Annotated in this window: 1 protein-coding gene and 1 pseudogene; both read left to right on the forward strand. The window is 78.8% G+C overall.

What is annotated here, in order from left to right; all coding sequences use genetic code 11:
- The first annotated feature begins 2 nt into the window (after positions 1-2).
- Complete coding sequence (locus D7294_RS33005; protein WP_479681726.1) at positions 3-16742, forward strand: type I polyketide synthase; 16740 nt, start codon at positions 3-5, stop codon at positions 16740-16742.
- A gap of 37 nt (positions 16743-16779) precedes the next feature.
- Positions 16780-24147: pseudogene (locus D7294_RS33675) on the forward strand (SDR family NAD(P)-dependent oxidoreductase); the annotation flags it as partial.
- Between the last annotated feature and the right edge of the window lie 286 nt (positions 24148-24433).

A 24433-nucleotide genomic window follows, 5' to 3' on the forward strand; every position in this document is an offset into this window, starting at 1 on the left:
CCCTGCTCTCCGGCGAGGCCGCCCCCGGCCCGGGGCCGGCCCGCCCCGCCCCCCGCGCCGCAGCGGAGGAGGACCCGGTGGTCCTCGTCGCCATGGGCTGCCGCTTCCCCGGCGGGGTGGAGAGCCCGGAGGACCTGTGGCGGCTGCTGGTCGAGGAGCGCGACGCCATCGGCCCGCTGCCCACCACCCGCGGCTGGGACACCGAGGGCGCCTACGCCAGCCGGCCGGCGCGGCCCGGGCAGTTCTCCCAGCGCGAGGGCGGCTACCTGGCCGGCGTCGAGGACTTCGACGCGGCCTTCTTCGGCATCAGCCCGCGCGAGGCCGCCGCCATGGACCCCCAGCAGCGGCTCATGCTGGAGACCACCTGGGAGACCCTCGAACGCGCCGGCATCGACCCCGGCACCCTGCGCGGCAGCCTCACCGGCGTCTTCGTCGGCGCCATGCCCGCCGACTACGGGCCCAGGATGGACGAGGGTTCCCGCGTCGAGGGCCACGTCCTCACCGGCACCACCGGCAGCGTCGCCTCGGGGCGCATCGCCTACGCCCTCGGCCTGGAGGGGCCCGCGGTCACCGTGGACACCGCCTGCTCCTCCTCCCTGGTCGCCATCCACCTGGCCGCGCAGGCGCTGCGCAACGGCGAGTGCGACCTCGCCCTCGCCGGCGGCGTCACCGCCTTCGGCACCCTGGGCCCGCTCATCGAGTTCTCCCGGCAGGGCGCCCTGTCGCCCGACGGCCGCTGCAAGCCGTTCTCCGCCGCGGCCGACGGCTTCGGCCTGGCCGAGGGCGTCGGCGCGGTGCTGCTGCAGCGCCTGTCCGACGCCAGGCGCGACGGGCGCGAGGTGCTCGCCGTGCTGCGCGGCTCGGCCGTCAACCAGGACGGCGCGAGCAACGGCCTCACCGCGCCCAACGGCCCCTCCCAGCAGCGCGTCATCCGGCAGGCGCTGGCCGCGGCCGGCCTCGGCCCCGGCGAGGTGGACGTGGTGGAGGCGCACGGCACGGGCACCAGGCTCGGCGACCCCATCGAGGCCCAGGCCCTGCTCGCCACCTACGGCCAGGACCGCGCGCCCGACCGGCCGGTGCTGCTCGGCTCGGTCAAGTCCAACATCGGCCACACCCAGGCAGCGGCCGGAATGGCCGGCGTCATCAAGACGGTTCTCGCCATGCGGCACGGCCTGGTGCCGCGGACCCTGCACGCCGAGGAGCCCTCCCCGTACGTCGACTGGGCCTCGGGCGCCCTGGAACTTGCCACGCGCGCTTGCCCCTGGCCCCGTACCGGCCGCCCCCGCCGGGCCGCCGTCTCCTCCTTCGGCATCAGCGGCACCAACGCGCACCTCGTCCTGGAGGCCGCCCCCGAAGCCGGCCCCGCCCCCGCCCGGGACGCGGCGCCCGCCATCGCCACCGACGGCACCCTGCCCTGGGTGCTCACCGCCAGGTCGCCCGCCGCGCTCCGCGACCAGGCCGCCAGGCTCGCCCGGCACCTGGACGCCCACCCGGAGCTGACCCCGGCCCAGGTCGGCCACGCCCTGGCCACCAGCCGTGCCGCCTTCGAGCACCGGGCTGTCGCCCTGGGCCGGGAGGCGGGCGAGCTGCGGGCCGCCCTCGACGCGCTGGCCGCGGGCGAGCCCGCCCCCCGGCTGACGACCCTGCACGCCCAGGCCGCGGGCGACGCCAGGACCGTCTTCGTCTTCCCGGGACAGGGCTCCCAGTGGCCCGGCATGGGCCTGGAACTCCTCGACAGCTCCCCGGTGTTCGCCGCCAGGATGGCCGACTGCGCCGCGGCCCTGGCCCCCTTCGCCGGCTGGGACCTCCTCGACGTGCTGCGCGGCCGCCCCGGCGCCCCCGGGCTGGAGCGGGTGGACGTCGTCCAGCCCGCCCTGTTCGCCGTCATGGTCTCGCTCGCGGCGCTGTGGGAGTCGCTCGGCGTCGTGCCCGACGCGGTCGTCGGCCACTCGCAGGGCGAGATCGCCGCCGCCCACGTCGCCGGGGCGCTCAGCCTGGAGGACGCCGCCCGGGTGGTCACCCTGCGCGCCCAGGCCCTGTCCGCGATCACCGGCCGCGGCGGCATGATCTCCCTGCCGCTGTCCCGCGCGCAGGCCGCCGACCTGATCGCCGGCTGGGAGGGACGCCTGTGGCCGGCCGCCGCCAACGGCCCGCACGCCAGCGTGGTCGCGGGCGAGGCGGCGGCCCTGGACGAACTCGCCGCCAGGTGCGCACGCGAGGGCATACAGGCCAGGCGCGTGCCGGTCGACTACGCCTCCCACACCCCCCACGTGGAGGCCATCCGCGACCGCCTCCTCGACCTGCTCGCCCCGATCAGGCCGCGGCCCGCGCGGCTGCCCTTCTTCTCCACCGTGGGCGCCCTCGCCGGCGGGCCCCTCGCCGACACCACCGCCCTCGGCCCCGCCTACTGGTACGAGAACCTGCGCCACCCCGTGGAGTTCGAGACCGCCACCCGCGCGCTCGCCGCGGCGGGGCACGGCGTGTTCGTCGAGGCCAGCCCCCACCCGGTGCTCACTCCTGGACTCGCCCAGACCCTGGAGGAGCAGGGCGCCGGGCAGGTCACCGTCACCGGCACCCTGCGCCGCGGGGAGGGCGGCTGGCCGCGCCTGCTCGCCTCGCTCGCCGCCCTGCCGCCCGGGGCCGGGGCCGACTGGGGGGCGTTCTTCCCGCAGGGGCCGGCCGTTCCGCTGCCGACCTACCCCTTCCAGCGCGAGCGTTACTGGCTGGAGGGCGGCGCCGAGCGTGGGAGCGGCCGCGACATCGCGGCGGCCGGGCTGCGGTCCGCCGACCACCCGCTGCTCGGGGCCGCGGTGCGGCTGCCCGAGTCGGGAACCCTGCTGCTCACCGGCCGGCTCTCGCTGCGCACCCACCCCTGGCTCGCCGACCACACCGTGCTCGGCCGGGCCGTGCTGCCCGGCACCGCCTTCGTCGAGCTGGCCGTGCGCGCCGCCGACGAGGCCGGCTGCGCCGAGGTGGAGGAGCTGACCCTGCAGACCCCGCTCGTGCTGCCCGAGCGCGGCGGGGTGAGCCTGCGACTCGTCGTCGGCGAGCCCGACGACTCGGGGCGCCGGACCCTGACCGTGCACGCCCGCCGCGCCGAGGCGGAGGAGGACGAGCCCTGGACCCGGCACGCCACCGGCGTGCTGGCCCCCGGGGCCGGAGCGGCCCAGGCGCCCGCCGTGGACCTGGCGGCCTGGCCGCCGCCGGGCGCGCGGGCCGTGGACCTCGACGGCGCCTACGAGCGTTCCGCCGCCGAGGGCTTCGGCTACGGCCCCGCCTTCCGGGGGCTGCGCGCGGTGTGGCGCCGCGGCCCCGAGGTCTTCGCCGAGGTGGCCCTGGCCGAGACGCAGGCCGGGGACGCGGAGGGCTTCGCCCTCCACCCCGCCCTCCTCGACATGGCCCTGCACGCCCTGCCCTTCGGGGAGTTCGGGGCTCCCGCGCTGCCCTTCTCCTGGTCCGGCGTGCGGGTCGCCGCCTCGGGCGCCGCGGCCCTGCGGGTGCACGCCGCCCCCACGGAGGACGGCGTGGCGCTGACCGTCGCGGACCCCTCGGGCGCGTTCGTCGCCGCCGTCGGCTCCCTCGCGCTGCGCCCCGTCGACCCGGAGCGGCTCGCCGCCGCCTCGGGCGCCGCCTCCGGCTCCCTCTTCCGTCTCGAATGGCGCCCGCTGCCCGCGCCCACCGCCGGCCCGGGCGCTCCCGCCCCCGGCTGGACGGCCCTCGGCGGCGCCCCGCGCGACCCGGCCGCGGCGCCGGCGGACCACCCGGGCCCCGAGGACCCCGCCGCCCTCGCCGCCGCGCTCCGGGCCGGCGCCCCGGCCCCGGCCGAGGTCCTGTGGGCACCACCCCCCGCCGCGGACCCCGGTGCCGGCCCCGCCACGGACCCCGCCGCCGGCCCCGCCACGGACCTCGCCGCCGCGGCCAGGGCCCAGGCCCACCAGGCGCTCGCCGTCCTCCGGGACTGGCTGGCCGCAGAACCCCTCGCCGGCTCCCGGCTCACCGTGCTCACGCGCCTGGCCCAGCCCGTCTCCGGGCCGCAGGAGGCCGCCGCGCTCGACGTGCCGGCGGCCGCGCTGTGGGGCCTGGTCCGGGCCGCGGCAGCGGAGCACCCCGGCCGGTTCGCCCTGCTGGACTGGGACGGCACGCCCGCCTCCCTGCGCGCCCTGCCCGCGGCCCTGGCCACCGGCGAGCCCCAACTCGCCCTGCGCGAGGGCAGGCTGTACGTGCCCCGGCTCGCCCGCCTCCTTCGGGAGACCGCGGCGGGCCCGGAGGCCGCGGAAGAGACGCGGCCGCTCGACCCGGAGGGCACCGTCCTGATCACCGGCGGCCTCGGCACCCTCGGCGTCCTGGTGGCCAGGCACCTGGTGGCCGCGCACGGCGCCCGCCGCCTGCTGCTCGCCGGCCGGCGCCGCCCCTCGGCCGCCGTGGCGCGCCGCCTCCGCGCCGAGCTGACCGAACTCGGCGCGCAACAGGTCACCCTCGCCTCCTGCGACGTCGCCGACCGCGCCCAGCTGACCCGGCTGCTGTCCCGGGTGCCCGCCGGGCATCCGCTGACGGCCGTCGTGCACGCCGCGGGCGTCCTCGACGACGGCGTCGTCGAATCCATGACCCCCGAACGCCTCGACGCCGTGCTGCGGCCCAAGGCGGACGCCGCCGCCCTGCTCGACGAGCTCACCACGCGGGCCGGCCGCCCCCTGTCCGCGTTCGTGCTCTTCTCCTCCGCCCTCGGCACCCTGGGCGGACCGGGCCAGAGCAACTACGCCGCCGCCAACGCCTTCCTGGACGCCCTCGCCGCCCGGCGCGCCGCACGGGGCCTGCCGGCGACCTCGCTCGCCTGGGGCCTGTGGGCCGAACGCAGCGGCATGACGGGCGAGTTGGACACCACCGACGTGCGGCGCCTGAGCCGCTCCGGACTCGCGGCCCTGGCCACGGAGGAGGGCCTGGCCCTGCTGGACGCCGCCCTGGCGCGCCCCGAGCCGGTGCTGCTGCCCGCCAGGCTCGACCTGGCCTCGCTGCGCTCCGCCGCGGGGCAGGTGCCGCCGCCGCTGCGCGGCCTGGTCCGCCTCCCCGCCCGCCGCCCCGCGGCAGAGGCCGGCGCCGCCCCGGCGCCCGACGCGCCGGACTCCCTGGCCCGGCGGCTGGCCGCGGCCGGCGAGGAGGGCGGGCAGCGCCTGCTCCTGGGCCTGGTCCGCGGCGAGATCGCCGCCGTCCTCGGGCATCGCGACCCCGAGGGCATCGACCCGGAGCAGACCTTCAAGGCCATCGGCTTCGACTCGCTCACCTCCATGGAACTGCGCAACCGGCTGGCCGCCGCCACCGGCCTCAGGCTGCCCTCCACGCTGGTCTTCTCCCACCCCTCGCCCGCCGCACTCGCCCGCCACCTGCACGGCGAACTCCTCGGCGCCGCCAAGGAGGTGCCGCCCGCCCCCGCGCCCTCGGGGCCCGAGCCCGGCGGCGAGGGCGCCGCAGGGAACGAGCCGATCGCCGTGGTCGGCATCGGCTGCCGCTTCCCCGGCGGCGTCGAGTCCCCCGAGGAGCTGTGGGAGCTGCTCGCCGCCGGGCGCGACACCGTCACCGGCCTCCCCGAGGACCGCGGCTGGGACCTCGGCAGGCTCTTCCACCCCGACCCGGACCGCCCCGGCACGACCTACGCCCGCCACGGCTCGTTCCTCGACTCCGCCGGCGACTTCGACGCCGAGTTCTTCGGCATCAGCCCGCGCGAGGCCACCGCCATGGACCCGCAGCAGCGGCTGCTGCTGGAAACCGCCTGGGAGGCCGTCGAGCGGGCCGGGATCGACCCGGCCACCCTGCGCGGCAGCAGCACCGGCGTGTTCGTCGGCGCCATGTCCCAGGAGTACGGGCCGCGCCTGGCCGAGGCGCCCGCCGGGCTCGGCGGGCACGTCCTCACCGGCACCACCGGCAGCGTCGCCTCGGGGCGCATCGCCTACGCCCTCGGCCTGGAGGGGCCCGCGGTCACCGTGGACACCGCCTGCTCCTCCTCCCTGGTGGCCCTGCACCTGGCCGCGCAGGCGCTGCGCAACGGCGAGTGCACGATGGCCCTGGCGGGCGGGGTCACCGTGATGGCGACGCCAGGCACCTTCGTCGAGTTCAGCCGCCAGCGCGGGCTGGCCCCCGACGGGCGGGTCAAGGCGTTCGCCGAGGCGGCCGACGGCACCGCCTGGGGCGAGGGCGCGGGCCTGCTGCTCGTGGAGCGGCTCTCCGACGCGCGCCGCGCCGGCCACCCGGTGCTCGCCGTCATCCGCGGCTCGGCCGTCAACCAGGACGGCGCGAGCAACGGCCTCACCGCGCCCAGCGGCCCCTCGCAGGAGCGGGTCATCCGGCAGGCCCTGGCCCAGGCCGGGCTCGCGGCCGGCGAGGTGGACGCCGTGGAGGCGCACGGCACCGGCACCGCGCTGGGCGACCCGATCGAGGCCCAGGCCCTGCTCGCCACCTACGGGCAGGACCGGCCCGCAGGCCGGCCGCTGTGGCTGGGCTCCGTCAAGTCGAACCTCGGCCACACCCAGCACGCCGCGGGCGTCGCCGGCGTGGTCAAGATGGTGCTCGCCCTGCGGCACGGCCTGCTGCCCAGGACCCTGCACGTGGACGCGCCCTCCTCGCACGTGGACTGGTCGGCCGGCGCCGTCCGGCTGCTGACCGAGCCCACGCCCTGGCCGGAGACCGGCCGCCCGCGCCGGGCCGCGGTCTCCGCGTTCGGCATCAGCGGCACCAACGCCCACCTGGTCCTCGAAGAGCCTGCCGCCCCGCGGGAGTTGCCCCCAGCGGCGGCGGGGGAGGAGCCCGCCCGCGGCCCCGTGCCGTGGGTGCTGTCCGCGCGCGGCCCCGAGGCGCTGCGCGCCCAGGCCGCCCGGCTGCTGTCCCACCTGTCCGCGGGCCCGGAGGCCGCCCCCGCCGCGATCGGCCTCGCCCTGGCCACCACCCGCACCGCCTTCCCGTACCGCGCGGCCGTCGTCGGCGAAACGGCCGGGGAACTGCGCGCCGGGCTCGCCGCCCTCGCCGGGAACCCCCCGGGCTCAGGCGCCGCCGCCCCCGCCGCCGTCCTCACCTCGGACGCCGCCGTGGAACCGGGCGCACTGGCCTTCCTCTTCCCGGGCCAGGGCAGCCAGCGCGCCGGGGCGGGCCGCGAGCTGTACCGCACGCAGCCGCTGTTCGCCGCCGCGCTCGACGAGATCTGCGCCCACCTCGACGCCCGCCTCGCCGGCGAACTCGGCCGTCCCCTGCGGGAGATCATGTTCGCCGGGCCGGACGACCCGGAGGCGGCCGGGCTGGAGCGGACCCTCGTGGCCCAGCCCGCGCTCTTCGCCCTCGAAGTCGCCCTCTTCCGGCTGCTGACCGGCCTCGGCGTCACCCCCGGCCACCTGATCGGCCACTCCCTCGGCGAGCTGACCGCCGCCCACCTCGCCGGCGTCCTCGACGCCGGGGACGCCGCCACCCTCGTCGCCGCCAGGGCGCGCCTCATGCAGCGCGCCACCCCGGGCGGCGCCATGATCGCCGTGCAGGCACCCGAGGCCGAGGTGGCCAGGGAGCTGGCCGCCGAGGAGGGCGCCGTCGGCATCGCCGCCGTCAACGCCCCCGCGGCCACGGTCCTCTCCGGGGACGCCGAGGCCGCCAGGCGCGTCGCCGCCCGCCTCGCGGAACGCGGCCACCGCACCCGCGAGCTGCGGGTCTCCCACGCCTTCCACTCCGCCCACATGGAGCCGGTGCTCGCGGAGTTCGAGGCCGTCGCCGCCCAGCTCACCTACCATGCGCCGCGCCTGCCCGTCGTCTCCAACCTCACCGGCGCCCTCGCCACCGAGGAGCAGCTGACCAGCCCCGGCTACTGGACCGAGCACATCCGCCGGGCCGTCAGGTACGGCGACGGCGTCCGCACCCTGCACGGCCTCGGCGTCACCACCTGCCTCGAACTCGGCCCCGGCGCCGCCCTCACCGGCCCCACCCAGGAGACCCTGGACGAGGCGGGACGGGGCCAGGCCCTGCCCGTGCTGCGCCGCGACCGCCCCGAGCCCGCCTCCCTGGCCACCGCGCTGGCCTGGCTGCACGTCAGGGGCGTGCCCGTGGACTGGCCCGCCGTCTTCGCCGGGGCGGGACCCGCCCCGGCCGGGCTGCCGACCTATCCCTTCCAGCGCAGGCGCTACTGGTCCCAGGCCGGCGGTCCCGGAGACGCGCGGGCCCTCGGCCTCACCGGCGCCGACCACCCCTTCCTCGGCGCCTCGGTGGCGCTCGCCGAGGGCGCGGGGCACCTGTTCACCGGCAGCCTCTCGGCGGCCTCCCACCCCTGGCTGGCCGACCACGTGGTCGACGGCCGGTGCCTGCTGCCCGGCACCGCCCTCGTCGAACTCGCCCTGCACGCGGGCGCCGCGCACGGCTGCGAGACGCTGGAGGAACTCGCCCTCGAAGCGCCCCTCGCCCTGCCCGCCGGCCACTCCCTCCAGCTCCAGGTGCTGCTCGGCGCGCCCGACGCGGAGGGCCGCCGCCAGGTCGGCATCCACTCCAGGCCCGCCGCCTCCGAGGAGCCCTGGACCCGGCACGCCACCGGCGTGCTCGCCCCGGCGGGCGAGCCGGGGCCCGCGCCGCAGCCGGAGCCGGGCGGCTGGCCGCCGCCGGGCGCCGCCGCGCTCGACGTGGCCGCGGCCTACGAGCGGCTGGCCGACTCGGGCTACGGCTACGGCCCCGCCTTCCGCGGGCTGACGGCGGCCTGGCGGGACGGGTCCACCCACTACGCCGAGGTGACGCTGCCCGAGGAGGCCACGGACGCCGCCCGGTTCCGGCTCCACCCGGCCCTCCTCGACGCCGCCCTCCACCTGCTGCCCCTCGCCGCCGCCGACGCGGAGGGCGGCGAAGGGGAGGACGCCCTGTGGGTGCCGTTCTCCTGGGCGGGGGTCGCCTGCCACGGCGCCCCCGCCGGGACCCTGCGCGTGCGCCTCGACGCGACCGGCCCGCGATCCGCCCGCCTGAGCCTCCACGACCCGGCGGGCAGGCCGGTGCTGACCGCGGACTCGCTGACCCTGCGCCCGCTGCCCGCGGCCCCTGCCGCTCCCGCGCCCGCCGCGGGAGCGGACGACCTGTACCAGGTGGCCTGGCGGCCCCTCGAACTCCCGCCCCCCACCGGCCCGGTGGAGCTCGCCGTCCTGGGCGAGGCGGAGGGCGCCCCGGCCGCCGCCCTGCGCGCCGCGGGCGCCCGGGTCACGGCCTACCCCTCGCCCGCGGACCTGGCCGCCGCCCTCACCGGCGGCGCCCCGGCCCCCGCGGCCGTCCTCGCCCCTGTGGAGGGCGGGCGGCCGGCGGCCGACCCCCGGCCGGTGACCGCGGCGGCCCTCGGCCTGCTGCACGACTGGCTCGCCGAGGGGCGCCTCGGCGGCAGCAGGCTGGTCCTGCTCACCAGCCGGGCCGTGGCCACCCACGACGGGGAGGACGTCGCCGACCTGGCGGCCGCCCCCGTGTGGGGCCTGGTCCGCTCCGCCCAGACCGAGAACCCCGGGGCCTTCGCGCTCCTCGACCACGACGGACAGCCCGACTCGCTGCGGGCCCTGGCCGCCGCCCTCGCGACCGGCGAGCCTCAACTCGCCCTCAGGGCGGGCCAGGCGCTGCTGCCGCGGCTGACGCCGCTCGGCGAGCTGCCCGCGCTGCCGGCGCCCGCGGACGCGGCCTGGCGCCTCGACCTCAGCCGCCGGGGCACCCTGGAGCACGTCGCGCTGCTGCCGCACCCCCCGCTGTCCGCCCCGCTGGCCGAGGGGCAGGTCCGGCTCGCCGTCCGTGCCGCCGGCCTCAACTTCCGCGACGTCATGATCGCCCTCGGCATGGTCCCCGATGCGCGTCCGCCGGGTGGTGAGGGTGCGGGTGTGGTGCTTGAGGTGGGGCCTGGCGTGGTGGGGTTGCGTCCTGGTGATCGGGTGATGGGCCTGTTCACGGACGGGACGGGGCCGGTGACGGTGGCGGATCGGCGGTTGCTGGTGCCGATGCCGCGGGGGTGGAGTTTCACGCAGGCGGCGACGGTTCCTGTGGTGTTCCTGACGGCGTTCTACGCGTTGCGGGATCTGGCGGGGGCGCGGGTGGGCGAGTCGCTGCTGGTGCACGCGGCCACCGGGGGCGTGGGCATGGCGGCGGTGCAGCTGGCGCGGCACTGGGGCCTTGAGGTCTACGGCACCGCGAGCCGGGGCAAGTGGGACATGCTGCGCGGCCAGGGCCTGCCTCCCGGGCGCATCGCCGACTCCCGCACCCTCGGCTTCGAGGAGGAGTTCCGCCAGGCCACCGCAGGCCACGGCATCGACATCGTCCTCAACTCCCTGGCCGGGGAGTTCCTCGACGCCTCCCTGCGGCTGCTCGGCCCGGGCGGCCGGTTCGTGGAGATGGGCAAGACCGACCTGCGCGACCCGGCGGAGGTCGCCGCCGCCCACCCCGGGGTGGCTTACCGGGCGTTCGACCTCATGGACGCGGGCGAGGACCGGGTCCAGGAGATGCTGGCCGAGCTGCGGGAGTTGTTCGAGAGCGGGGCGCTTGCCCCGCTGCCCGCCACCACCTGGGACATCAGGCAGGCCCCTGAGGCGTTCCGGTACCTCTGTCAGGCCCGGCACACCGGCAAGACCGTCCTCACCCTGCCGCCCACCGTGCCCGGCAGCGCCGGCGGTGCCGGGGCCGGGGCGGAGGGGGCGGGCACGGTCCTGATCACCGGCGGCACCGGCACCCTGGGCGCCCTGCTGGCCAGGCACTACGCCGCCACCGGCCGCGCCGGGCACCTGCTGCTGGCCAGCCGCCGCGGCCCCGACGCCCCCGGCGCCGCCCAACTCGCCGCCGACCTCGAAGACCTGGGCGTCCGGGCCACCATCGCCGCCTGCGACACCGCCGACCCCGACGCCCTCGCCGCCCTCCTGGCCGGCATCCCCGCCGAGCACCCGCTGACCACCGTCGTCCACGCGGCCGGCGTCCTCGACGACGGCGTGGTCCTGGCGCAGACCCCCGAGCGGCTGGCCACCGTGCTGCGCCCGAAGGCCGAGGCCGCCTGGCACCTGCACGAGCTGACCAGGGAGGCCGGGCTGCGGGAGTTCGTCCTGTTCTCCTCGGCCGCCGGCACGCTCGGCAGCGCGGGCCAGGCCAACTACGCTGCGGCCAACGCCTACCTCGACGCCCTGGCCGCCCACCGCCGCGCCCACGGACTGCCCGCCACCTCCCTCGCCTGGGGCTACTGGAGCACCGCGAGCGGCATGACGGGCCACCTGGACGGGGTCGACCTGGCCCGCATCTCGGCCACCGGCCTGGTCCCGCTGTCGGACGCGCACGGCCTGGCCCTCTACGAGGCCGCCCGGGCGGCCGACCGGCCGGCCCTCGTGCCCACCGGACTCGACCCGGCCGCCCTGCGGCGGCTGACCGCCCCGCCCGCGCTGCTGCGCGGCCTCGGCGAGGCCCTGGACCGCCGCCGGGTTTCGGCCCGGGGGCCGGAGCGGGGCGGCACCCTGGCGCGGCGGCTGCGCGGCCGGCCGGCCGCCGAGCGGCGGCGCCTGCTGCTGGACACGGTGCTCGCCGAGGTCGCCGCCGTCCTCGGCCACCAGGACGCGGCGCGCCTGTCCCCGCAGGAGACGTTCAAGGCCCTCGGCTTCGACTCGCTCACCGCCGTGGAACTGCGCAACCGGCTCGGCGCCGCCACCGGGCTGCGGCTGCCCGCCACCCTCACCTTCGACCAGCCCACCCCCGAGGCGCTCGTCCGGCACCTGGACGCCTCCCTCGCCGGGGCCGCAGGATCACCCGCGGGCGCCCCGGAGCCCACGGGGCCCGCCGCGCCCGCCGGCGAGGAGGAGCCGATCGCGATCGTCGCCATCGGCTGCCACTACCCCGGCGGCGTGCGCACCCCCGAGGAGCTGTGGGAGCTGCTGGTGGCGGGCGCGGACGTGGTCAGCCCGTTCCCCACCGACCGCGGCTGGGACCTGGAGGCCCTCTTCGACCCGGACCCGGACCGGCCCGGCACCTCCTACGCGGCCAGCGGCGGATTCCTGCACGACGCGGCCGAGTTCGACGCGGCCTTCTTCGGCATCAGCCCCCACGAGGCCGCCGCCATGGACCCGCAGCAGCGGCTGCTGCTGGAGACGGCGTGGGAGACCGTGGAGCGGGCCGGGATCGCGCCCACCGCCCTGCGCGGCACCAGGACCGGCGTCTTCGTCGGCGCCACCTCCCAGGAGTACGGGCCCAGGATGGCGCAGGCACCGGCCGCCCTGGGCGGGCACGTGATGACCGGGAGCACCGCGAGCGTGATCTCCGGCCGCATCGCCTACAGCCTCGGCCTCGAAGGCCCCGCGGTCACCGTGGACACCGCCTGTTCCTCCTCGCTCGTCGCCCTGCACCTGGCCGCGCAGGCGCTCCGGATGGGCGAGTGCTCCCTCGCGCTGGCCGGCGGCGTCACCGTCATGGGCACGCCCGGCACGTTCGTCGAGTTCAGCCGCCAGCGCGGACTGGCCGCCGACGGGCGCGCCAAGGCGTTCGGCGAGGGGGCCGACGGCACCGTCCTCGGCGAGGGCGCCGGGCTGCTGCTGGTGGAGCGGCTCTCCGACGCCAGGCGCAACGGCCACCCGGTGCTCGGCCTGATCCGCGGCTCTGCCGTCAACCAGGACGGCGCGAGCAACGGCCTCACCGCCCCCAACGGCCCCTCGCAGCAACGGGTGATGCGGCAGGCCCTCGCCGGGGCGCGGCTCGCCCCCGGCGAGATCGACGCGGTGGAGGCGCACGGCACGGGCACCGCGCTTGGCGACCCGATCGAGGCCCAGGCGCTGATCGCCACCTACGGGCAGGACCGCGCGGGCGAGCCCCTGTGGCTCGGCTCGATCAAGTCCAACATCGGGCACGCCCAGCACGCCGCCGGGGTGGCCGGCGTGATCAAGATGGTGCTCGCGATGCGCCACGGGCTGCTGCCCAGGACCCTGCACGCGGACGCGCCCTCCTCGCACGTGGACTGGTCCGCGGGCGAGGTCGCGCTGCTCACCGAGGCGAGGCCCTGGCCGGAGACCGGCCGCCCGCGGCGGGCCGCGGTCTCCTCCTTCGGGATCAGCGGCACCAACGCCCACCTGATCCTGGAACAGGCCCCCGAGCCCGCGCCCGCCCCCGAACCCGCCGAGGCCCCGGCCCCGGCGGCCGACCCGGGGGAACGCCCGGGGCACGCGCCCGCCGAGGTGGTGCCGCTTGTGCTCTCCGCCAGGACGGAGCCCGCGCTGCGCGCCCAGGCCGCCCGGCTGCTGGCCCACCTGGACGCCCACCCCCGCCTCACCCCGGCCCAGGCGGCGCACGCCCTGGTCACCGGCCGCGCCGTCTTCGAGGAGCGCGCGGTGGCCGTCGGCGGCGATCGCGCCGAGCTGCGCGCCGCCCTGGAGGCGCTGGCCGCCGGCGCCGAGTCGCCCGCCCTCGCCCGCGGCCGGGCGGCCGGGCGGCCGGGCCGCACCGCGTTCGTCTTCCCCGGCCAGGGCGCGCAGTGGCCGGGGATGGGCGCCGCGCTGCTCGCGCACTCCCCGGCCTTCGCGGCCCGGCTCGCCGACTGCGCCAGGGCCCTCGCCCCGCACACCGGCTGGGATGTGGTGGACGTCCTCACCCAGGCGCCGGGCGCGCCCTCCCTGGAAGGCGCCGCCGACATCGACGTGGTGCAGCCCGCGCTGTTCGCCGTGCACGTCGCCCTGGCCGCGGCCTGGGAGGAGGCGGGCGTCGTGCCGGAGGCCGTGGTCGGCAGCTCGCAGGGCGAGATCGCCGCCGCCTGCGTGGCCGGTGCCCTGTCCCTTGAGGACGCCGCGCGCCTGGTGGCCCTGCGCTCCCGGCTGTTCGCCGAGGAGCTGGTGGGGCACGGTGCCGTCGCCTCCGTGCTGCTGCCCGAGGCCGAACTCGCCCCGCGCCTTGCCGCGTTCGAGGGACGCCTGTGGCAGGCCGGGGTGAACGGCCCCGGCTCGGTCACCCTCGCGGGCGAGCTGCCCGCCCTGGAGGAGTGCGTCGCGGCGCTCACCGCGGAGGGCGTGCGTGCCAGGCTGCTGGAGTCCACCGTCGCCTCGCACACGCCGCAGGTCGAGCGGCTGCGCGAACGCCTCCTGCGCGAGCTGGACTTCGTGCGCCCGCGGGCGGGGCGGGTTCCCCTGTACTCGACGGCCACCGGGCGGGTGCTCGACGGCACGGAGCTGGACAGCGCCTACTGGTACGAGAACTGCCGCCGCCCGGTCGGCTTCCGGGACGCGGTGCGCGCCCTGCTCGCCGACGGCTTCGGCACCTTCGTCGAGTCGAGCGCCCACCCCGTGCTGACCTGGGGCGTCGAGACGACCGCGGCCGAGGCCGGGGCCCAGGCCCTGGCCTTCGGCAGCCTGCGCCGCAAGGAGGGCGGCCGGGCGCGCCTGCTGCTCTCCCTGGCCGAGGCATGGACGGCCGGTGCCCCGGTGGACTGGCGCGGGGCGCTCGTCACGCGGGTCCCCCAGGTCCCCGCCGCCTCGGCCCCGGCCGGCCCCGCCCCGGCGCCCCTGCCCACCTACCCCTTCCAGCGCGAGCGCTACTGGGCGCAGCCGGAGCGGGCCGGGACCCCGGCGGCCGGGGCCGACCCGGCCGAACGGCGCTTCTGGGAGGCCGTGGAGCGGCAGGACCCGCGGGAGCTGGCCGAGGTGCTGCGCGTGGACGATGGCGGGCAGCTGGCCGCCGTGCTGCCCGCGCTCGGCTCCTGGCGCAGGCGCAGCACCGTCCGGGCGCGGGCGGGCGCCGCGCGCTACCGGGAGAGCTGGCAGCCCTGGCCCCTGCCGGAGGCCGGGCCCCGGGCGACGCCTGACGGCTGGCTGCTGCTCGTGCCCGAGGAGGCGGCCGGGCACCCGTGGACCGCGGCCGCGCGCGCGGCCTTCGGCGAACGCGCCACCGTGCTGTCCCTGCCCCCGGCCCCCGCGGGCCGGGCGGAAGGTGCGGACTGGGCGGAGCGGGCCGCCGCCGCCCTTTGCGCCGCCTCGCCCGGCCGCCTCGCCGGGGTGCTGTCGCTGCTCGCCCTCGCCGAGGGCGAGAGCCCCCTCGCGCCCGGGCTCCCGGCCTGCCTGGCGCTGAACGCCGCGCTGCCGCGGGCCCTGGCCGCGGCCGGGGTGGACGCCCCCCTGTGGTACGCGACCCTCGGGGCCCAGGCGGTCGTGGAGGGGGAAGGCCCCGCGCGCCTGGACCAGGCCCAGCTGTGGGGCGCGGGCCGGGCGGCGGCCTTCGCGGCCGTGGGCCGCTGGGGCGGCCTCGTCGACCTGCCGCAGGTGCCGGACGCCAGGACCGCGGCGCTGCTCGCCCAGGCGCTGCCGCTCGCCGCGGCGCGGGGCGAGGACGAACTCGCGCTGCGCGCCTCGGGCGCCCACGTGCACCGCCTGGGGCGCGCGCCCCTGGCGGAAGGCCCCGAGGAGAAGGGCCGGCCCCCGCGCGGCACCGTGCTGCTCACCGGGGCCGCGAGCGAACTCGGCGGCCGGCTCGCGCGCTGGCTGGCGGACCGCGGCGCCGAACGGCTGCTGCTCGCCGCCCGCCCCGGCCCCGAGGCCGGGCGCGCCGCCGAACTCGCCGCCGCGCTGGGCGAGTCGGGCACCGAGGTCGCCGTCGCCCGCTGCGACCCGGGCGACCGCGAGGCCCTCGCCGCGCTGCTCGCCGAACTGCCGGCGACGCAGCCGCTGCGCGCCGTCGTGCACGCCGTCGGCGCACCGGAAGCGGCGCGCGCCCAGAGCGTCGCCGGGGACCCCACGGACCCGGCGGAGTGGGCCGCGGAGCTGGCCGAACGGATCGCCCCCGCCGTGCACGTGGACGCGCTGCTCGGCGAGGCGCCCCTGGATGCCTTCCTGCTGTGCTTCTCCTTCGAGGCCGCGCTCGGCGCCTCGGGCCCGGCGGATGCCGCGGCGGCGGCGGCCCTCGGCGCCCTGGCCGCCGGGCGGCACGCCCGCCGGCTGCCCGCGACCGCCCTCGCCTTCGGCCCGGTGGCGGGCCGGGAGGGCCCCGCCCGCCCGCCGCGGCTGAGCGGGACCACGCCCCTGGAGGAGGAGGTCGCCCGGGAGGCGCTCGCGCCGGCCGCCGCCGCGGAGCCGGGACCACTCGCCTTCGCCGAGGTGGATTGGGAGGTCTTCGCCCGCTCCCTGGGCGCGGTGCGCCCCGGCGGCCTGCTCGCCGGGCTGTCCGGGGCCGGGCGGGGCGCGGAGCACGGGCCGCAGGCGCCCGAGGAGTGGGAGGAGCCCGAGGGCCAGGACGCGTTCCGCGAGCGGATGGCGCGCCTGCCCAGGGCAGAACGCGAGGTGGCGCTCCTGGAGGTGGTGCGCCGTCAGATGGCCGCCGTCCTCGGCCACGGCTCGCCCGAGGAGATCCCGGGCGACCGTGCCTTCAAGGACCTCGGCTTCGACTCGCTGACCTCCGTGCACCTGCGCAACCGGCTCGCCGCCGCCACCGGCCTGCACCTCCCGGCGACCCTGGTCTTCGACCACCCGACGGCCCAGGGCCTGGTGGCGCGTCTCCAGGAGGAGTTCCCCGGCGGGGCGGAGGACGAGGCGCCCTCCGTCTTCGAGGCCCTCGACCGGCTGGAGGCCGCGCTGGCCACGCTGGGCGGCGGGGCCGTGGTGCGCACGCGGGTCGGCTCGCGGCTCGCGGGAGCGCTCGCCAGGCTCCAGGGCGAGGCCGAGCCGGCGGACGCGGCGGGCCGGGAGGCGGCGGAGGCCGCCCCCGACGAGCTGGAGGCGGCCTCCGACGATCAGCTTTTCAAGATGCTCGGCGACGAGTTCGGGATTTCCTGAGCGGACCTGGTTCCGCACGGTTACGAGGAGTCAAGCGGTGGGGAAGAACGGGAACGCCGGGCAGGGCACGGCCCAGGGCGGCGCCGAGGGTGCCGAACAGGCCGCACACGCCGACAACGGTGACAACGAGGAGCGGCTGCGGCACTTCCTCAAGAAGACCATGGTCGACCTGCGTGCCACGCGCGAGCGCCTCGCCCGGGTCGAGTCGGGGCTCGCCGAGCCGATCGCGATCGTCGGCATGGGCTGCCGGCTCCCCGGCGGCGTGGAGACCCCGGAAGAGCTGTGGGACCTCGTCGCCGCGGGCACCGACGCGATCTCCTCCTTCCCCACCGACCGCGGCTGGGACCTGGCCGCGCTCTACGACCGCGAGGAGGGCACCGGACCCGCCGCCCCCGCGGGCGGCGCCCGGGACGGCGACGCGGGCGAGGGGGGGGACGGCGGGGAGGACGCGGGCCGGGCCACCCCGGTCGAGGGCGGCTTCCTGTCCGGGGTCGGCGACTTCGACGCGGACTTCTTCGGCGTCTCCCCGCGCGAGTCCCTGGCCATGGACCCCCAGCAGCGGGTGCTGCTCGAAACCGCCTGGGAGAGCCTGGAGCGGGCCGGGATCGACCCCACCGGGCTGCGGGGCAGCCGCACCGGCGTCTACGCGGGCGCCGGGCCGAGCGGCTACCTGGGCAACGACTGGTTCCTGGCCGGCGAGATCGCGGGCTACGGCCTGACGGGCAGCTCGATGGCGGTCCTTTCGGGGCGCATCTCCTACACCCTCGGCCTGGAGGGGCCCGCGGTCACCGTGGACACCGCCTGCTCCTCCTCCCTGGTGGCCCTCCACCTCGCCGTCCAGGCCCTGCGGGCCGGGGAGTGCGACCTGGCGCTGGCCGGCGGGGTCACGGTGATGGCCGTGCCCGCCCAGTTCGTCGAGTTCTCCCGGCAGGGCGGCCTCGCCTACGACGGCAGGTGCAAGTCCTTCGCCAAGGCGGCCGACGGCACCGGCTGGAGCGAGGGCGCGGCCCTGGTGGTGCTGGAGCGGCTCTCCGACGCCAGGCGCAACGGCCACCGCGTGCTGGCCGTGGTGCGCGGCTCGGCCGTCAACCAGGACGGCGCCTCCAACGGCCTGACCGCCCCCAACGGCCCCTCCCAGCAGCGGGTGATCCGCGAGGCGCTGGCGAACGCCGGGTTGAGCGCGGCCGAGGTCGACGTCGTCGAGGCGCACGGCACCGGCACCCGCCTCGGCGACCCGATCGAGGCCCAGGCGCTGCTCGCCACCTACGGTGCGGGCCGCGAGGGCGCCGCGCCCGTGCTGCTCGGCGCCCTGAAGTCCAACATCGGCCACACCCAGGCCGCCGCCGGGCTCGCCGGGGTGCTCAAGATGGTGCTCGCCATGCGGGAGGGCATCGTGCCGCGCACCCTGCACGTGGACGAGCCGACGCCGTACGTGGACTGGTCGGCGGGCGCCCTGGAGCTGGTCACCGAGCAGCGGCCGTGGCCGGAGACCGGCCGCCCGCGGCGGGCCGCGGTCTCCGCCTTCGGCGTCAGCGGCACCAACGCCCACGTGCTGCTCGAACAGGCCCCCGCCCCGGCCGCGGAGGAGCCGGAGCCGGGTGAGATCCCCTGCCCCCCGGCCGGGTTCTCCTGGATGCTCTCGGGACGCGGCCCGCAGGTGCTGCGGCGGCAGGCCCGCCGCCTGCTCGACCGGCTGGCGGATGCCCCGGGCCTGCGGCCGGGCGAGGTCGGCGTCTCGCTGGCCACCAGGGCCGCCTTCCCCCACCGCGCGGTGCTCAAGGGCCGCGACCGCGCCACGCTGGTGCGCGGCCTCGCGGCCCTGGCCGAGGGCGGGGAGGATGCCGCCCTGACCCGGGGCGTGGCGGCACAGCGGCCCGGCCGCACCGCGCTGCTCTTCTCGGGGCAGGGCGCCCAGCGGCCCGGCATGGGCCGCGAACTGTACGCGGCCTACCCGGCGTTCGCCGCCGAGTTCGACCGCGTGTGCGAGGCGTTCGGCGGGCTGCTGCCGCTGCCGTTGCGGGAGGCCGTCTTCGCCGCGGAGGCCGCGGGCGAGACCGCCGCCCTGCACGCCACCGGCCTGGCCCAGCCCGCGCTCTTCGCCTTCCAGACGGCGCTGTTCCGGCTGTGGCGCTCCCTCGGCGCGGCCCCGGACGCGGTGGCCGGGCACTCCCTGGGCGGGATCACGGCCGCCCACGTCTCCGGGGCCCTCCCGCTGGCCGACGCCGTCCGGCTGGTCGCCGCCCGCGCCTCGCTCATGCAGGCGCTGCCCGCCCAGGGCGCGATGTGGGCGGTGGAGGCCACCGAGGAGGAGGCCGCCGCGGAACTCGCCGGCCCGGGCGGCCCCGTCGCGCTGGCGGCCGTCAACGGCCCCGGCTCCGTGGTGCTCTCCGGCGAGGAGGCCGCCGTGGCGCGCGTCGCGGAGACCTTCGCCTCCCGCGGCAGGCGCACCACCAGGCTCACCGTCTCCCACGCCTTCCACTCGCCCCTCGTCGAGCCGGCCCTCGCGCGCCTGGCCGAGGTCCTCGACGGGCTGACGTTCGGCGAGCCCGAGATCCCCGTCGTCTCCGACCTGACCGGCCGGCTCGCCGAGCCGGGGCGGTTCGCCTCCCCGGCGTACTGGCTGGAGCACGCGCGCCGCCCGGTGCGCTTCGCCGACGCCGTCGCCACCCTCCACGGCCTGGGCGTGACCGCCTTCGTGGAGATCGGGCCCGACGCCCAGCTGACCCCGCTGGTCGCCGACTGCCTCCCCGCGTCCACCCCCGCCCTCGCCGTACCCGTCCAGCGGCGCGGGCGCCCCGAGGCGCAGGCCCTCGACGAGGCGCTGACCGCCGCCTGGCTGCACGGCCTGCCCGTCGACTGGCGCGCCTGCCTCACCCCGGGCGGCCCCGGGGACGCCGCCCCCGCGCCCGCCTACCCGGTCGACCTGCCGACCTACGCCTTCGACCGCAGGCGCTACTGGCTGGACCCGGCGCCCGGGCGCCTGCGCCCCGCCGGCGGCCTGCCCCCGCACCGCATCCTGGGCCCCGCGGTCCGCCTGCCTGGAGGCGAGGAGACCGAGCTGACCGGGCGCGTCTCGCTGCGCGCCGAGCCCTGGATCGCCGACCACGTCGTGCTGGGGAGGGTCCTGCTGCCCGGCACCGCCTTCGTCGAACTCGCCCTGCGCGCCGGCCAGGAGACCGGCTGCGGCGTGCTGGAGGAGCTGATACTGGAAACGCCCCTCGTCGTGCCGGAACAACAGGGCGAGGAGGAGCTGACCCTGCGGCTGACGGTCGGCGCGCCGGAGGCCGACGGGCGAAGGCGGCTGCGGATCTTCTCGCGCGCGCCGGGGGCCGCGGGCGCCGAGCCGGGCGCCGAGCCGGACGCCGACGCCTGGATCAGGCACGCCACCGGCCTGCTCGCCCCTCCGGCCGCGGAGGACCCCGAGCCGTCGGCCGCGTGGCCGCCCGCGGGCGCCGAGCCGGTCGGCACCGGCGACTTCTACGACCGCTTGGCCTCGCGCGGCTACGCCCTCGGCCCCTCCTTCCGCCGGCTCGGCAGCGTCTGGGCGCGCGGCGAGGAGCGGTTCGCGGAGATCTCCCTGGGGGACTCGCTGCGCGCCCAGACCGCCGGCTTCGCCCTCCACCCGGTGCTGCTCGACGCCGCGGCCCACCTGGTGGGCCTCGGCGACTTCGGCGAGGTCGGCCTGCCCTTCTCCTGGTCGGGCGTGCGGCTCACCCCCTCCACCGAGACGGCCCTGCGGGTGCGGATGCGGCCCGCGGAGGGCGGCGGCGTCTCCCTCACCCTGTGGGACACCGCGGGCAAGCCGCTGGCCCGGATCGACTCGCTGGTGCTGCGGCCCCTCGACGCGGGGCAGTTGGCCGCCGAGGTCGGCGCCGAGGCCGGCGGGCTCTTCCGCGTCGAGTGGCGCGCCCTGCCCGAGCCCCCCGCGGCCCCCGCCGCGCCCGCCTGGGCGATCGTCGGCCAGGCCACGGCCCCGGCGGACGCGGCCGCCGCCCACTACCCCGACCTGGCCGCCCTCGCCGACGCCGTCGCCGCGGGCGCCCCGCTGCCGCCCGCGGTCCTGTGGTGCCCACCGGCGCCCGATGCCGCCGGCCTGGCCGCCGGCGCCAGGACCGCCGTGCACGAGGCGCTGGCCCGCGCCCAGGAGTGGCTGGCGCAGGAATGGCCGGCCGCCGCCCGCCTGGTGCTGCTGACCAGGAGGGCCGTCGCGGCGGGCCCGGGCGGCGAGGCGGTGGACGCCACGATGGCCCCGGTGTGGGGCCTGATCCGCTCCGCCCAGGCCGAGCACCCCGAGCGTTTCGCGCTGCTCGACTGGGACGGCACCCCCGAGTCCGGCCGCGCGCTCCCCGCCGCCCTCGCCGAGCTCCAGCGCGGCGCCGAGCCCCAACTCGCCATCCGCGGCGGCCTGTTGTACGCACCCCGGCTGTCGCCCGCGCGCCAGGACGCCCTCGTGCCCCCCGCGGGCGGCCACCCCTGGCGGCTGGACGCGGGCCGCGGCGGCACCCTGGAGGCGCTGCGCCTGGTGGCCGCGCCCGAGGCGAGGGTCCCCCTGGCGCCCGGGCAGGTGCGGATCTCGGTGCGCACCGCGGGCCTCAACTTCCGCGACGTGCTCAACACCCTCGGCCTCCTCCCGCCCGGCAGCGGGAACCTCGGCGCCGAGGGCGCGGGCGTGGTCACCGAGGTCGGCCCAGGGGTGCCCGGCCTGGCCCCGGGAGACCGCGTGATGGGCCTGTGGCCCGGCGCCTTCGGGCCCGTGGCGGTGGCCGACCACCGGATGGTCGCCCCGATCCCCGAGGGCTGGACCTTCGCCCAGGCCGCCTCGGTCCCGGTGGCCTTCCTCACCGCCTACCTGGGCCTGGTCGAACTCGGCCGGCTGCGGGCCGGGGAGACCGTGCTGGTGCACGCCGCCGCCGGGGGCGTCGGCATGGCCGCGGTGCAGCTGGCGCGGCACCTCGGCGCCCGGGTGCTCGGCACCGCGAGCCCGGGCAAGTGGGACTGGCTGCGTTCCTTCGGCCTCGCCGAGGAGGAGATCGCCTCCTCCAGGACCCTCGGCTTCGAGGACCGCTTCCGCCGGGCCACCGGCGGGCGCGGCGCGGACGTGGTGCTCAACGCGCTCTCCGGCGAGTTCGTCGACGCCTCGCTGCGGCTGCTCGCCCCGGGGGGCCGCTTCGTCGAGATGGGCGTGACCGACGTCCGCGACCCCGCCGAGGTGGCCGCCGCCCACTCCGGCGCCTCCTACGCGGCCTTCGTGCTGGGGGAGCTGGAGCCGGAGCGGGTGGCCCGGATGTTCGACACGCTGCTCGGCCTCTTCAGGCGCGGCGCCCTCAGCCCGCTGCCGGTGGCCGCCTGGGACGTGCGGCACGCGCCCGAGGCGTTCTCCCGGATGCGGGAGGGCCGGCACGTCGGCAAGCTGGTCCTCACCCTGCCGCGGACCCTCGACCCCCAGGGCACGGTGCTGATCACCGGCGGCTCCGGCACCCTGGCCGGGCTGCTCGCCAGGCACCTGGTCGCCGCGCACGGGGTGCGCCACCTGGTCCTGGCCAGCAGGCGCCGCCCCATCGCCAGGGAGGCCAAGCGGCTGCGGGACGGCCTGACCGAGCTGGGCGCCGAGCAGGTCACCCTGGCCGCCTGCGACGTCGCCGACGGCGACCAGCTCGCCCGCCTCGTCGCCCGCATCCCGCCGGAACACCCGCTGACGGCCGTGGTCCACGCCGCGGGCCTCCTCGACGACGGCGTCATCGAGGCGATGACCCCGCAGCGGGTGGACGCGGTGCTGCGGCCCAAGGCCGAGGGCGCCGTCCTCCTGCACGAGCTCACCAGGCAGTTCGACCTGGCCGCCTTCGTGCTCTTCTCCGGCGGCGCCGGCGTCCTCGGCAGCGCGGGCCAGAGCAACTACGCCGCGGCCAACACCTTCCTCGACGCCCTGGCCACCCAGCGCGCCGCGGCCGGGCTGCCCGCCACCTCGCTGGCCTGGGGCCTGTGGGCGGAACGCAGCCGCATGACCGAACGCCTGGGCGAGACCGACCTGGAGCGGGTGGGCCGGGTGGGCCTGGCGCCCCTGTCCACCGAACAGGCCCTGGCCCTGTTCGACACGGCCCTGACCCGCCCCGAGCCGGTGCTCGTGCCCGCGCGCCTCGACGCCGCCTCGCTGCGGGCCCAGGCCGCGGCCGGGCGGCTGCCCGCGCTGCTGCGCGGCCTGGCCCGCGACGCCAGGCGCCGCCCCGCGGAGCCGCCCCGCGCGGCCGAGCCCTTCCTCGCCCGGCTCGCCGACCGGCCCGGGGCCGAGCGGTCCGCCGCCCTCCTCGACCTGGTCCGTGGCGAGACCGCCGCAGTCCTCGGCCACGCCGACGGCCGCGCCATCGCCCCCGACCGGCCCTTCCAGGACATCGGCTTCGACTCCCTCACCTCGATTGAGCTCCGCAACCGGCTGGACGCGGCCACCGGCGTGCGGCTGCCCTCCACCCTGGTGTTCGTCCACCCCACCCCGAAGGACCTGGCCGGGCACCTCGCCTCCAGGCTGCCGGTGACCGGCCAGGACTCCCGCCAGGACCCGCCCGCGCCCGAGCCCCGCGGCCAGGCCGCGGCGGGTGAGAGCGTCGGCGAGATCTACCGGCAGCTCACCCTGCAAGGCCGCCTGGCCGAGGCCGACATGCTGGTGTCGAGCGCCGCCGCGCTGCGCCCCCGCTTCCGCAGCCGGGCCGCCGCGCCCGGCGGCGCGGCCGGCACCGGGCACCTGCGGCTCAGCGGCGGCGGCGAGGGCCCGGTGCTGATCGCGTTCCCGCCGCTCGCCCCCGTCGAGGGCCACGTCCAGTTCACCCGGCTCGCCGAGCACTGCCAGGGGCGGGTGGAGCTCTCGGTGGTCCAGGTGCCGGGCTTCCGGCCCGAGGAACCGCTCGCCGCGGGCCTGGACGTGCTCGCCGAGACCCTCGCCGAGTCCGCCCTCGCCTGCGCGGGGCGGCGGCCGTTCGTGCTGCTCGGCTACTCCTCCGGCGGGCTGCTCGCCCACGCGGTGACCGCCCACCTGGAGGCCGCGGGCGAGCGCCCGGCCGGTCTCGTGCTGCTCGACACCTACCTGCCGGACCGGATGCCCGACCGGCTGCGCCAGGCGCTCGACTACGAACTCATCGAACGCAGGCGCTCGTTCGCGGCCCTGGACTTCGCCGCGCTCACCGCGGTCGGCAGCTACGGCGCGCTGTTCCGCGGCCTGCGGCCCGAGCCGGTGCGGGCCCCCACGCTGTTCGTGCGGCCCGCGGACTGCGTGCCGGGCTCGCCCGACCGGCCGATGACGGACCCGGCGAGCCGGGGCGAGTGGCGCGCCGAGTGGCCCGCCAGGCACGACTCGGCCGAGGTGCCGGGCGACCACTGCACGATGATGGCCGAGCACGCCGACCGGACCGCCGAGGCCGTCCAGCGCTGGCTGGCCGCCCTCGGCGCGCCGCGCCCGGCCCACGCCTGAGGGCCACGCCCGAGGGCCCGCGCCACCCGGCCGGACCGCCCGCCGCGGCGGCCCGGCCGGGAACGCCCACCGGACCCTGCCGTCAGACCCGGCCACCCGACCCTGCCGTCAGACCCGGCCGTCCGAACCGGCCACAGTCCCCGGCCACCGGGCGCGCGCCAGCCGGAACCCGCCCGCCCGCACGCGGTCGCGACGCCGCGTTGGGTAGCGTGGGCTGATCGTCGGCCTGCTGGAA

The sequence above is a fragment of the Streptomyces hoynatensis genome (genome assembly GCF_003626535.1).
Lineage (GTDB): Bacteria > Actinomycetota > Actinomycetes > Streptomycetales > Streptomycetaceae > Streptomyces > Streptomyces hoynatensis.